Source organism: Lactococcus sp. S47 (assembly GCF_016517475.1).
GTDB classification, from domain to species: Bacteria; Bacillota; Bacilli; order Lactobacillales; family Streptococcaceae; genus Lactococcus; species Lactococcus lactis.
Genome location: NZ_JACVUB010000001.1, coordinates 341793 through 355478, shown reverse-complemented (window position 1 = coordinate 355478; position 13686 = coordinate 341793). Strand labels below are relative to the sequence as shown.

General features: G+C 33.3%; 13 protein-coding genes. 8 read left to right on the top strand and 5 right to left on the bottom strand.

The window, feature by feature from the left end:
• The first annotated feature begins 118 nt into the window (after nt 1-118).
• The 8 genes from IAE52_RS01665 to xerS (IAE52_RS01630) all read left to right on the top strand — a co-directional run bounded on the left by IAE52_RS01665 (nt 119) and on the right by xerS (IAE52_RS01630) (nt 7612).
• On the top strand, nt 119-574 hold the full coding sequence (locus IAE52_RS01665; protein WP_058208608.1) for a MarR family winged helix-turn-helix transcriptional regulator: 456 nt from the start codon (nt 119-121) through the stop codon (nt 572-574).
• Entirely contained in the window at nt 575-1108 is a 534-nt protein-coding gene (locus IAE52_RS01660; protein ID WP_109990941.1) for a GNAT family N-acetyltransferase, read from the top strand.
• 18 nt (nt 1109-1126) lie between these two features.
• Nucleotides 1127-1828: a B3/4 domain-containing protein gene (locus IAE52_RS01655; protein ID WP_109990940.1), complete on the top strand. Its 702-nt coding sequence runs from the start codon at nt 1127-1129 to the stop codon at nt 1826-1828.
• Entirely contained in the window at nt 1800-3002 is a 1203-nt protein-coding gene (locus IAE52_RS01650) for an MFS transporter (RefSeq protein ID WP_109990939.1), read from the top strand. The genes IAE52_RS01655 and IAE52_RS01650 overlap by 29 nt, the downstream gene beginning before the upstream one ends.
• Nucleotides 3003-3085: 83 nt before the next feature.
• Complete coding sequence (locus IAE52_RS01645; RefSeq protein ID WP_109990938.1) at nt 3086-3907, top strand: dihydrodipicolinate synthase family protein; 822 nt, start codon at nt 3086-3088, stop codon at nt 3905-3907.
• 724 nt (nt 3908-4631) lie between these two features.
• Nucleotides 4632-5687: a tyrosine recombinase XerS gene (xerS, locus tag IAE52_RS01640; protein WP_200136635.1), complete on the top strand. Its 1056-nt coding sequence runs from the start codon at nt 4632-4634 to the stop codon at nt 5685-5687.
• Between the two features lie 83 nt (nt 5688-5770).
• On the top strand, nt 5771-6058 hold the full coding sequence (locus tag IAE52_RS01635) for a hypothetical protein (protein ID WP_015426413.1): 288 nt from the start codon (nt 5771-5773) through the stop codon (nt 6056-6058).
• A 483-nt stretch (nt 6059-6541) separates the two neighbouring features.
• Nucleotides 6542-7612, top strand: coding sequence for a tyrosine recombinase XerS (xerS, locus tag IAE52_RS01630; protein WP_003131037.1), 1071 nt, complete (start codon nt 6542-6544; stop codon nt 7610-7612).
• 44 nt (nt 7613-7656) lie between these two features.
• Here the strand turns inward: xerS (IAE52_RS01630) and trmFO are convergent, their stop codons facing one another.
• From trmFO to budA, 5 genes are all read right to left on the bottom strand, one after another.
• Nucleotides 7657-9000 carry a methylenetetrahydrofolate--tRNA-(uracil(54)-C(5))-methyltransferase (FADH(2)-oxidizing) TrmFO gene (trmFO, locus tag IAE52_RS01625; protein WP_003131150.1) on the bottom strand — a complete coding sequence of 448 codons (1344 nt, stop codon included), beginning with the start codon at nt 8998-9000 and terminating at the stop codon, nt 7657-7659.
• 71 nt (nt 9001-9071) lie between these two features.
• Complete coding sequence (gene topA, locus IAE52_RS01620) at nt 9072-11204, bottom strand: type I DNA topoisomerase (protein WP_033899618.1); 2133 nt, start codon at nt 11202-11204, stop codon at nt 9072-9074.
• 260 nt (nt 11205-11464) lie between these two features.
• Nucleotides 11465-12313, bottom strand: coding sequence for a DNA-processing protein DprA (gene dprA / locus IAE52_RS01615; protein WP_200136634.1), 849 nt, complete (start codon nt 12311-12313; stop codon nt 11465-11467).
• 145 nt (nt 12314-12458) lie between these two features.
• Nucleotides 12459-12839, bottom strand: a complete 381-nt coding sequence (locus tag IAE52_RS01610) for a RidA family protein (RefSeq protein ID WP_033899622.1) — start codon at nt 12837-12839, stop codon at nt 12459-12461.
• A gap of 40 nt (nt 12840-12879) precedes the next feature.
• The gene (gene budA / locus IAE52_RS01605) at nt 12880-13590 is read right to left on the bottom strand and encodes an acetolactate decarboxylase (protein WP_033899624.1); all 711 of its coding nucleotides are present in this window, start codon (nt 13588-13590) and stop codon (nt 12880-12882) included.
• Between the last annotated feature and the right edge of the window lie 96 nt (nt 13591-13686).

The window sequence follows — 13686 nt, the reverse complement described above, 5'->3', positions numbered from 1 at the left end:
CCTTTGAAACATATAATAAAATAAAAAGTTGTCAAAAGATAGCTTTTTATTTTAAAAATTTTTAGTTGCAAATGCACTAAAAAAGAAGTATAATATTTTCTAACGAAGGAGTTTAAAAATGGAAAGTGAAATATTAAGACAAATTGGAACAATTTCTCGTTCTCTAGATTCGATTAGTAACGTTGAATTTGCACAATTTGATTTGGCTAAAGGTCAATATCTCTATTTGAGTCGGATTAAAGAAAATCCAGGCATCATTCAACATCGTTTATCAGAACTGTTATGTGTAGACAAATCTACTGCCAATAGAGCAATTAATAAGTTAGAAGAAAAAGGATTAATCACTAAAAAGGATGACTTAGTGAATAAAAAAGAAAAGCATCTCTTTATTACCCAAAAAGGGGAGGAAATTTATCCAGTTATTATTCGTGAAAATGAATACTCGACAAAAGTTGCAACAGAAAATATTTCACCTGAAAAAATGGAAGTATTTGTTGAAGTAATAAATAAAATGGCTGATAATATCTCGCAAAATTGGTTGGATGTCAAGAAAGGAATCAAAAGAAATTATTAAATGGAACAAGAAGTAGAAATAATATTAAAAGTAGTAACCCTACAAGACGTTAAACAATTACAAACAATAAGTATTGAAACTTTTTCCGATACATTTAAAGATGCCAACGATGAAGCGAATCTAAAAGAATATTTAAAGAATGCTTATAATCTTGAGCAATTGAAATCGGAACTTTCAGATCTTGATTCGAATTTTTATTTTGTTTACTACAAAAAAAAATTAGCAGGATATTTAAAGCTAAACGTCTCAAATGCTCAAACGGAAACACATGACATAAATGCTTTAGAAATAGAGAGGATTTATATAAAACCTAATTTCAAACGTTTAGGACTTGGAAAATATCTCTTAAACTACGCCATCGAAAAAGCAAAAGAGCTACAAAAAACGAGTGCTTGGCTTGGTGTATGGGAAGAAAATATAAATGCACTAAATTTCTATAAAAAAATGAATTTCGTTTGCTTTAGTGAACATGTATTTGAACTTGGTGGAGAAAAGCAAAGAGATATTCTGATGAAGCTAATCATAAATGAGTGAAACAAAGGAGAGAACAATATGGATTCTAAATTTAAAGTAGATAATAGCTTTTGGGATATATTTCCTGAGGCAAGTATAAGTGTTTTAACGATAAAAGGCATTGATAATAAAGTTCCGTCAGCAGTTATTGCCAGAACGCAGGAATTATTGAATAGTTCCACCATAAAATCTGAAAAGCATTTAACAGAGGACACTTTTTCTTCAAATGCAATCATTCAAGACTGGAGAAAAGCTTTTACGAAGTTTAAAAAGAAAAAAGGAGCACGTTCATCAATTGAAGCTTTATTAAAACGAGTGAGTCAAGGTCAAAAATTCAATTCAATAAACCCTTTAGTAGATATCTACAACAGTATTTCTTTAGAATATGGTGTTCCGTGTGGTGGTGAAGACTTAAACAAGATTTCTGATATCATGCATTTAGGAACTGCTAATGGAGGTGAGGCTTTTAGACCTTTGGGTTCAGATAAAGATGACCCAGCATTACCAGGTGAAGTTATATATTATGATAATGAGGGAGCAATTTGTCGGAGTTTTAACTGGCGTGAAGCACAAAGAACGATGTTAACTGAAAATACAACCGATGCAATTATGGTAATTGAAGCAATTAATGAAGAGCAACAAATAATAAGTGAGAAAGCCATACTCGAATTAAAATACCGTATTCAAAATATATTAGGCATAGAGGGGCAAATTGAAGTATTTACAAAACCTCAAAAATAAACATATCCCTTTAATGATGAGCCCTTTTGTATCACAATTAGGGCTTTCGGTTTATTTAATTGGACTTAATTGGTTAATTGTAGAGGCCACAGGGACAACAAAACAGTTAGGAATTATACAGGCAGTAAGCGGTGTTGCTTTTATCATTACTGATGTGTTTGTCGGAGTATTAGTTGATAAATATAACCCTAAAGTACTTATCCTCCTGACAAATTTATTGTCAGCACTAGTAAATTTTGGAGGAGCAATACTTGTAAATTCTAATCACCCACAGACCTTACTCTTAATAGTAACTACTTTTTCTCTAAACATTATGTTGGCAATTAACTACCCCTCTGTAAAAGCTTTAGTTCCTAGTGTTATTAAATCGAATAAAATTCAAAAATTTAACGCAATTTCTAATACAATATATGGATTTGCTAGTATTCTTGCACCACTCATTTGTAGTATTCTCCTTTCCTTAGGGAAACTCTCTTTTAATCAATTCTTATTGGTAAATGGACTTCTTTTTTTGCTTGCAGCATTAATAAATAATAGAATTGACTCTCCTAAGTCCTATTCAATAAATATAAGCGGAAAGTTTATAGAGAATCTCATTGAGGGGTTTCAGTATATTAGGAGAACTAGAAAACTTATATTATTAATCTCTGCAATGGGAATTTTTAATTTATGTTATTCAGGGTTTATATTATTGATTCCCTACTTAGCTAAAAACTATTTTCAAAGCAATGTTAGTATATATAGTATAGCTTTACTATTAATGTCATTAGGAGGATTGGCAGGAGGCGTAAATCTTGCAAGACAAACTAAAAGTATCAACAGTTCAAAAATATATCTTGAGTTAGTAATATTTTCACTAATATTATTGGGAGTAGTTTCTTATTTTAATCAATATACTTGGTTAGGAATGGTTGCCGTATTTGGATTTGTCCAAGCTCAATTATTTGGGAGTATACCGACATTTATTCAAAAAGAAACAGATAGCAAATACTTAGGGAGAGTTTTCGGATTAGCTTTTCTAGCATTTGATGGTGCACAACCCCTGGGAAGTCTCTTATTTTCTAATTTTATAGATTCCTTAAGCTATAAAACTTATATTGGAATAAGCATCATAATGTTTATTTCGTTTGTAGTCATTTTTACTTTTGAAATAAAATATAATACTTCAGATTAAAAGTGAAAAAGAAGAAAATTTTGACAATCAAATGTACTGAGAAAATTAAGATATAATAGATAAAAAAGGAGCAAAATAACAATATGTCGTTAACTAACAACTATCACATTGCAGTACCCACTGCCTTTCATGAAAATGAAGATTTAAACGTTGACGCAACTCTTGAGCACATTCGCTTCTTGAAAAAATTAGGAGTCAACTCTGTTTTGCTATGTGCCTCAACAGGCGAGCAACATTCCTTAAATTTAAGTGAAAAGATTGAACTCGTTGAAAATTTAGAACGTTTAGATGTAAGTTCTGATTTTGAAATTCTGTTTGGAATATCAAGTATAAGACAAATTGAAGCCAAACAGCTTGCATCGAAAATAAGCAGGGTGCCTCAAATATCAAGTGTTTTAATTGGATACCCTCCATATATATTACCTACTCAAAAAGAAGCATTGAATTATACAACTTCAATCATTGAAAGGGTAAATAAACAAGCAGTAATATATAACAACCCGCTAAGAACTGGATTTGACTTGTCTATACAATCATATAAAGATTTGATAGATAATCATTATATCTCTGGAATAAAAGAAGCTGGTGATCCACAAAAGATATCAGTATTGAACGAGGTAATTGATAGTCCGCTTATTTATTTTGCTGGAGGTGAAAAGGAGTTAGAGAAAAAAATCTGTTTAGGGTATAATGGATTATCTTCTATTGCAGGGAATCTATATCCATTAGAAGTCAAACAATGGTTTGATTCTTTATTAAAAAAAGAAGATACTCAAGACTATAATTTATTAAAAAATAAAATTGATAAACTATTTGAAGATTCACCACTCCCTTTAATAAAAAACGAAATTTCTATAATTGAGAATATTAATTTCGGGATATGTAGAACTCCACTTGGAAATTGAACCCAAACCAAAAGAGGTATTCTTAAAATTTGAGAAAGTTATTTTAGAGAACTTGAACAGCCCTAAAAGCCCGTTTCTGAATTCACATGATTTTTCAGAAATGGGCTTTTTGTATTGAAATAAAAGATATCAGTATTGAGGTCAGTATTAAGGTCAGTATCAGAGTCGGTATTAGGGTCAGTATTGAAAAGTGTCATCGTTCTTGATACTGGACTTACAATAATTTATAGCCTTACTTTGAGAAAAAGCAAACTTTTTCGGAAAGATATGTATCATTTTAATAATTTCTTTACACTTACACGATGCTGAAACCTGTTTATGAGATATAAATACCGAAATACTGAAAACCCGTTTTTCGGACAAAATGCCGTAATACTGAAAATCCGTATTTCGGTAACCGTAGAACGCCTTTTCCGTATTACGGATATTCCAGAAACTGGATTTATCGGATTACGGATTTACCAGATTCCGTTAAATCAGCCACTACAAATTACCCACTATTAACAAACTAAAAATACTAACAAATAAAATATCTTTTACAAAAAAATATTTGAAAAGATGAGGATGAATAAAATTAATAAAAAAGTCCAAAATTAAAAGCGGTCAGGAAAAAACAGACCGCAAAGTATTAAGTTATGAGTTTATACAAAAATTGACAATACTTTAATATTTAACTACAATATATTCTAATTTGAATAGAAAATGTTGAGGAACAGTAAAAGAGATGTCAGAAAACCATGGTTATCAATACAATGTTAATAAACTAATGCTAGAATTTCCAAATTATGTTAACGAATATATTCAATCGAAAAGAGTTGTTCCGCTGAGTGAAGCGTCAATATATGAATATTGCTTAGACTTTAGAAAGTACCTCCAATGGCTCATTGATGGTAGTATAACAAATCATAATCAAATCAAAAAAATTACCTTGCAAGAATTGGAAAATGTTACCAAACATGAATTGGAGGACTTTGTGTTACATGAGAGACTACGTTTGGAATCTAAATGTGGGTCAAATACACATACTTCAGCTTTAAATCGAACAATTGCAGCGATTAAGAGCATATATAACTATTTATGTGAGCAAACTGAAGATGAACATGGAAATACATACATGACCAGAAATGTCAGTCGTTTAATTCATATCCGAAAAAAAAGCGAGACCTTGCATTACCGTGCGGCTCAACTGGAAGGTAAACTATTCCTTGGTGACGAAACCAAAGCCTTTTTAGAATTTGTTGAACATAACTATGAAAACTCTGTCAGTAACCGTGCGAGAACAAGTTTTAAGAAAAATAAAATCAGAGATTTAGCTATATTAAGTCTTTTTTTATCTTCTGGATTACGTTGTGCGGAACTTGTAGGGATCAATCTACACGATTTAAACCTTGAAACTGGGAAAGTAAATGTGATGAGAAAAGAGGGAAAAAAAGACGTTGTCCCGATTGCCCAGTTTTCACACAAATATATAAATAATTATTTTGTGACAAGAAGTAGCATAGATACTGAGATACAAGCCTTTTTCATAACAGATTACGACCAAAAAATAAGAAAAATCTCTAACGCTTCAATAAATAAGCTAGTGGCGAAGTATTCAGAAGCCTATAAAGTTCGTGTGACACCTCATACACTAAGACATACATTCGCAACGAGGCTCTATAATGTCAGTCACTCTCAAGTTCTTGTCAGCAATCAATTAGGGCATTCATCAACTAAACCTACAGAACTATATACCCACATTGTCAGTGCTGAAGCTAAAGATGCATTAAGCAAGTTATAAAATTCACAAACTATCTAAAATTTATTTACCGTGTAATTTTTGATATAATCAGGTTAACGTAATTAAATGACAGGGGAGTAACCATGAAAATCATTCAAGCAGTCCATATTAACGGAACTGACAAACATAAACGCTATTGGAAGGTACCAGACCACCTACAACCAATTAGACTACGTAAAGGCGACGAGGCGGCTGTTGAAACCAAAAGTGGGCCACAGAGGGTTAAGATTGTTGCCGTAGTTACCTCAAAGGATGGATTTTTGTATTGGAAAAACGGAGATACCTGGCACAAATTTGAAGTTAAACAGGAAGTTTTAGCATTCTTTGACAGAAAAACAATGGAAGTTAAATACCCACCAAAAGCCGATTAATTAGCATAATAGAGCTTAACAAAAAAATCCTTGCACGCAAGAATAGTTTATGCTATAATTAAGGCAACTAAAAAAGGCCTGATTAAGCACCAACTTTATCAGACCTGCCGATTAAGAACCATACCGTTCAATCGACTTACTTAATGATATTATAAATAAATATGCATAAAAAGTCAAGTCAGATGATGTAAAAGGGAGATTCTTAATCGGAATCTCTCTTTTTTGTGAATGGCTATATACGTATTTATCTATCAAAAAAGGGTGTTTCTGTGAAAAGCGAAAAAACTTCTGAAAAAATTTTTTAGAAAGATATTTAGAACAAAAATCAGGAGAGCAATGTGTTACAAAAACCTTATAATAGCAAGGTTTACGAACCCTTTTGGAAAGGTGTGACACAGAACTCCTATATGTTTTAAGTAACATCTTTCCGAAAAACTGTAATTTTCTTGACAATTGGATATCTCTTCTGGTATACTTAAATCTATGAAACGTGAACAATTAATACAAAATATTGAAAAACTAAAACATATCATGCCTTCTTATGTTTTAGAATATTATCAATCTAAACTTACTATTCCTTATAGTTTGAATACACTTTATGAATATCTTAAAGAATATGAACGTTTCTTTAGTTGGTTGGTCGATTCTGGAGTTGCTGATGTTGATAAGATAACTGATGTTTCCCTCTCTGTTTTAGAAAACTTAACTAAACGAGATTTGGAGTCATTTATCCTCTATCTTAGGGAGAGACCCCGTTTAAATACGCGCTCTACTCGTTATGGGGTAAGTCAAACAACAATTAATCGTACTCTATCTGCTCTTTCTAGTCTTTATAAATACCTTACTGAAGAGGTTGAAAATGAAGATGGTGAGCCTTACTTCTATCGTAATGTTATGAAGAAGGTACAGACTAAGAAAAAATCCGAAACTTTAGCTTCTCGTGCTGAGAATATTAAAGGGAAGCTTTTTTTGGGAGATGAAACTCAAGGTTTTCTTGACTATATTGATAATGAATATGAAAAAACATTATCAAATAGAGCTCGTTCTAGTTTTTTCAAAAATAAAGAACGTGATTTAGCAATTATTGCACTTATTTTAGCCTCTGGTATTCGTCTTTCTGAGGCAGTTAATGTAGATTTAAGAGATTTAAATCTTATTACTATGGTTGTTGAGGTGACTCGTAAAGGAGGAAAAAGGGATGCTGTTCCTTATGCTCCTTTTGCCAAAACTTATTTTGAAAGATACTTGGAAGTACGAAGTCAACGTTATAAGACTACAGCGAAAGATACGGCATTTTTTGTGACACTTTATAGAGATGTTCCTAGCCGAATAGATCCTTCTAGTGTTGAAAAATTAGTTGCTAAATATTCTCAAGCTTTTAAAGTGCGAGTGACCCCTCACAAGCTTAGACATACACTTGCGACTCGACTTTATGCTCAAACAAATTCTCAGGTATTGGTGAGCAATCAGTTAGGGCATGCTTCAACTCAAGTTACAGACCTTTATACTCATATTATCAATGAAGAACAAAAAAATGCTCTAGATAATCTATAACAAATAAAAAACACTTGATTCAAATTCCAAGTGTTTTTTATTTGTTATAGATTATCTTTTGAAATAATATCTGTTAAGCTATTTAAAGCACGCTCTGCTACCTTAGTATAACGTTCTTTTTTATCACGAATTCGTGGGCCTTCTAATTCTTCAACAATTCCGAAGGTTACATTCATTGGTTGAAAATGTTTGCTGTCAGTATGGGTGATGTAGTAAGGTAAACTTCCAATCGCCGTTGTTTTTGGGAATATAACTACTTCTTCGTCATTAAAGAGTTTGACAGCATTAATTCCAGCAACTAAACCAGAAGCAGCTGATTCTACATAGCCCTCTACTCCTGTCATTTGTCCTGCAAAGAACAGATTCTCTTGTTTGCGAGATTGGAAGGTTTGTTTAAGAAGATTTGGAGAATCCATGTAAGAATTACGATGCATGACTCCATAACGAACGAATTCAGCATTTTCAAGACCTGGAATCATTTGGAAAACTCGTTTTTGTTCTCCCCATTTTAAATGAGTTTGAAATCCTACGATATTGTACAAAGATGCGGAAGCATTATCTTGGCGAAGTTGAACAACTGCATAGGGAGTCTTAAAATCACCGTCTCTGGGTCCTTTATAATCTTCAGGATATTCCAATCCAACAGGTTTCATCGGGCCAAATAGCATCGTTTTATAACCACGTTTGGCCATTTCTTCAATAGGCATACAACCTTCAAAGACTTTTAAATCTTCAAAAGAGTTTAAAGGAGCTTCTTCAGCAGAAATTAAAGCTTCTTGAAAGGCTTGAAATTCTTCCTTGGTCATTGGACAGTTGATATAGTCAGCCTCACCTTTATCATATCGAGATTTTTTATAGACTTTATCAAAATTAATCGAGTTGGCGTCAATAATCGGTGCTGCTGCATCATAAAAATAAAAGCCATCCGCACCGTTAAACTCATGAATTTTTTCTGCTAATTTATCTGAAGTTAGAGGTCCAGTAGCAATAATTGTAATTTCATCTTCTGGAAGATCAGTAATTTCTTCACGAATTACTTCAACCAATGGATGGTTAGAAACTTCTCTTGTGACAAAATCAGAGAAACCTTCTCTATCAACAGCTAAGGCTCCTCCAGCAGGTACTTGAGTCACTTCCGCTGCCTTGATAATTACAGAATCAAGTCTTCTCATTTCTTCTTTTAAGAGACCAACCGCGTTAGTGATTGCAGCTCCACGAAGAGAATTTGAACAGACTAGTTCAGCAAATTTATCTGTTTTGTGTTGAGGGGTTTGTTTAACGCCTCGCATTTCGTATAGTTTAACGGGAATGCCACGCTTAGCAATTTGATAAGCAGCTTCAGAACCAGCAAGTCCCGCTCCAATAACGTTAATATGTGTTTTTTTCATAGTCCCAATTATATCTAAATTTAGTAAATTTTTCCATTGATTAATATAATAAAAAAGCGCGGAAGCGCCTTTTATTTTTGTTTTTCTTCTTGATAATCACATTCATCATTTGAACATACCACTTGTTTACCGCCACCACGAACTTTCTTTTCAACAAGAAAATGTCCAGATTTAGGACAATCACGTCCGATAGGTTTGTCCCAACTTGTGAATTCACAGTCTGGGTAACGATCACAACCATAGAAAATTCTATTTTTCTTTGTTTTGCGTTCAATAATATTTCCTTCATGGCAAAGTGGACATTTTACGCCTATTTCTTTGACAATTGCTTTGGTGTTTCGGCAATCTGGGAAGTTGCTACAAGCGTAAAATTTTCCAAAACGTCCCAACTTAATTACCATCGGACTTCCACAAACATCACAGTCAAAGCCAGCAGGTTCATCCTTGATTTGAATTTTTTCCATACCTTCTTCGGCATTTTCAAGTTCTTTTGCAAAGGGTTTGTAAAATTGGTCAACAACCTCAATCCATTGACGTTTTCCTTCTTCAACTTCATCAAGATCTTTTTCCATTTCAGCTGTAAATTCAGTATTTACAATGTTAGGGAAGAACTCAACAATAAGCTTATTGACAATTTCTCCAAGCTCTGTAGGTTCAAAACGTTTTGCTGACAATCTCACATAGTAACGTTTTTGAATTGTTTCTAGTGTAGGCGCATAGGTTGAGGGACGTCCCACTCCATTTTCTTCCAATGTCTTGATGAGTGTTGCTTCGGAATATCTAGCTGGTGGTTGAGTGAAATGTTGTTCTGGTTTAACATTCGCTTTTTTGACAGTTTCATTTTCTTCCATCTCTGGAAGCATATTTGATTTATCAGAATCATTGTAGATTCGCAGATAACCGTCAAATTTCACTTGTGAACCATTAGCAATAAAGATAACACCATTTTGAGACAGATTTACTTTAACAGTATCGAAAATAGCTGCGACCATTTGACTGGCAACGAAACGATTCCAGATGAGTGTGTAAAGTTTTAGTTGATCTTTGTCTAGATATTTAGCAATGGCGTCTGGAGTGTTAAAGACATTTGAAGGTCGAATTGCTTCGTGGGCATCTTGGGCTCCAGAGGCATTTTTAACTTTTGAACCGTGTTTACTATATTTTTCTCCAAATTGATCAGCAATATAATTGTGAGCTGCACTTTGTGCAACAGGAGAAATACGTGTTGAGTCTGTACGCATATAGGTAATTAAACCTTGATGGCCCTGGCTTCCTAAAGTAAGACCTTCATAAAGCTGTTGAGCAACCATCATTGTTTTACGGGTACGAAAGTTAAGTTTATTAGCCGCGTCTTGTTGCATTGAGCTAGTTGTATAAGGAAGAGGAGCGTTTCTGCGACGTTCTTTCTTTTCAACTTTATCTACGTTAAAATCAGGACCGTCTAAACGTTCCATGACTTTGGTGACATCTTCATTGGTTTTTAAAGGATGTTTTTTTCCGTCAATTCCCCAGAAGGATGCTTTGAATTTTTTAGTTCCTTTTTTAAATTCACCATCAATTGACCAATACTCTTCTGGAATAAAAGCATTAATTTCATTCTCGCGGTCAACAATTAGTTTTAAGGCAATAGATTGAACTCGACCTGCTGAAAGTCCTTTTTTGACTTTTTTCCATAGAATAGGACTAATTGAATAACCCACCAAACGGTCAAGAACTCGGCGTGCTTGTTGGGCATCAACTAGGTCCACATCAATTTGACGCGGCTCCTTAAAGGCATTTTTAACAGCATCTTTAGTGATTTCATTAAAGACCACTCGATTTTTTTCTTCAAGTGGAAGATTTAAGATATGTGCTAAGTGCCAAGAAATTGCTTCACCTTCACGGTCCGGGTCACTTGCGAGATAGACGGCTTTGGCAGCCTTTGCTTCTTTTTTGAGAGAGTTGATTAATGGGGCTTTCCCACGAATATTAATATATTGGGGTTCATAGTCATTCTCTATATCAACAGACATGGTTGATTTTTTCAAATCACGAATATGACCTACTGAAGCCACAACTTTGTAGTTTCGCCCTAAATATTTTTCAATTGTTTTAGCTTTTGCTGGCGATTCTACAATAACCAGATTTTTACCTGGAGTGACTCTTTTTCGTGTTGTTTTTTTCTTTGTAGTTGTTTTTGTTTTACTTTTAGTTGAAGTTGGCATAATTTTTCCTATTTATTCTTTTGGGTATCCACTATCTTTTAGTTATTGTATCTTAATTCATAGAGGTATATATCGAATGTGGAAGTAAAATAATAGTTTAAGAGGTGTTAATACTCTTATTTACATTAAATTCACTCTCTCATAATAAATGCTTTTCTTCAATATGTCAAGCTATTTAGTTTTCTTATAGTAGAACTTGATATTTTTTTGTACTATAAAAACCGACTTAAGTCATGTGGTGCAAGGTGATAAAGGCTTTTTTAATCATACAAATATTCTTCTAAGATATCTTGGGCTTGATAGATTAATTTTGCTCCTTGTTGTATTAGATGATTACAGCCATCTGAAAATCCATCTGCTATGTTTCCTGGTACAGCGAAAATATCTCTTCCTTCTTCCAGAGCGCGCTCACAAGTAATTAAACTACCACTTCGTAACTTTGCTTCTATCACTACTACACCATGTGAAAGTCCCGCAATGATACGATTGCGTTCAGGAAAATGATAGCGAAGTGGTTTTTCTCCGACTGAATATTCTGATAGTATGAGTTGGTTTTTAGCAAGATATTCTTGAATTTTTCGATTTTCTAAAGGATAAAAGATATCTAAGCCTGTACCGATAACTGCAATTGTAGGGATTTTATTTTTAATGGCAGAAAGATGACTTGCTGTATCAATTCCTTTAGCGAGTCCGCTGACAATCGTAAAATTTTGGTTCAACTCTGTCACAATTTTTTGAACGGCTTTAATTCCTTGTGAGCTTGCTTGTCGACTACCAACAAAAGCTAAATTAGGAGTTTTTAAGAGTCCTATATCTCCTTGATAAAATAATAGAACAGGTGGATTGTAAATTTCCTTGAGCCTTTCGGGATAAATTTCATCAAGAAGAGAAAATGATGGGTATATTTTATACTCTTCTCTCAGTTTACTTACGTCTTGATTTTTATATTGTTCAATAAAGTTGGGAATTGATTTAAGTTGTGCTACTTGTCCCATTTGTCTTAAACTTATTTTTTTATCATATCTATGAAAAAATTTTAAAAGTTTATTTACTCCTAAATTGGTCATGCCAGCTTTTTTCCAACGATATAAATCAAAATTTGTTATCATAATTCCTCCATTTTTTACTGACAACTTTGTCAGCAATTTTAAAATTGGTTTATAATTTTCTATACGTAAAAAAGACTGACTTGTAACCAAAAAAATTACTGACAGAAATCTTGTCAGTAATTTTTATAGCTAATATGTTTTAATTTTAGGATTTAACTTCTGCAATGACTTCTATTTCAATAAGAACATTTTTAGGTAATCCTGCGACTCCAACAGCGGAACGCGCTGGGAATTCCTTATCAAAAAACTTTGAATAAATTGCATTAAATCTTGAAAAATCTTCAATATTTTTCAAGAAACATGTTGTTTTGATGACTAAGTCAAAATCAGAATGAGCTTCTTTCAAAATAGCAGAAATATTTTTCATCACCTGTTCGGTTTGATTCTCAATGCTATCTCCAACAATCTCTCCATTTATTGGATTCAACGGAATTTGGCCTGATGCATAGAGTAAACCATTGACAATTTTGCCTTGAACATAAGGACCGATAGCGGCTGGTGCACCTGATGTTGCAATAATTTTCATAGATTTCTCCTTTAATATAGCTAAAGAAATCTAGTGATTATCATTCAGCTACATCGATATCTTTTTTTAGTGCTTCAATATCAAGGTCAGCAAACAAGAATTTGCGATCTTGAACAGGGAATGACTGGTTCAATTGGTCAATTGCGCCAATTTCAACAGTACCATTATCAATAATAAAATCAAGGACATGTCCACCAAAAGTAAAATCATCACTAATAAAATGAAGATGATAACCAGCAACACTCACACCATGAAACATTTCTGGAGTCCAAATTCCAACAATTGTTCCTTTGACATTTTCTTCAGTGTATTCGGGTTGATTTTGTGAAACTTCTACGAATCTTGTCCCTGATTTAGCCCGTGGAATCATACGAACGTGCATTTTTGGAAATTCACCTGTTATTTTGATTGAGCGAAATAAGTTTTGCCCATCAAAATAGCTTTCAATTCGGTCTTCTAATTCCTTATCACTGGCTGTAAATTTTTGTTTAAAAACTACCTCTGCCTGATGGGGAACAACCGCAGCATAAGGAACTTTGATGTCATCAGTTAATTCGACGATAGTTTTATCACCTTTAGCTTGGTAGGCTTTGCCGTCCAAAACAATCAATTCTCCATCAACAGAATCTAAAGTTCCAATTCCTAAATCACCATGTTTCAGAAGTTCACCAATTGTCATTGTCCCCTCGTAAAGGCCTGCCATTAAAGCTCCAAGGGTATTATATTGAAAAAGTTGTGTGATTTCTGTCATGATATTTCTCTTTTCTATCTCATTAAATTTAAATAATTTATTAATTAAATTATATCAAATTTCTAGTGATTTAAAGAGAATTGAAACTAGAAAATG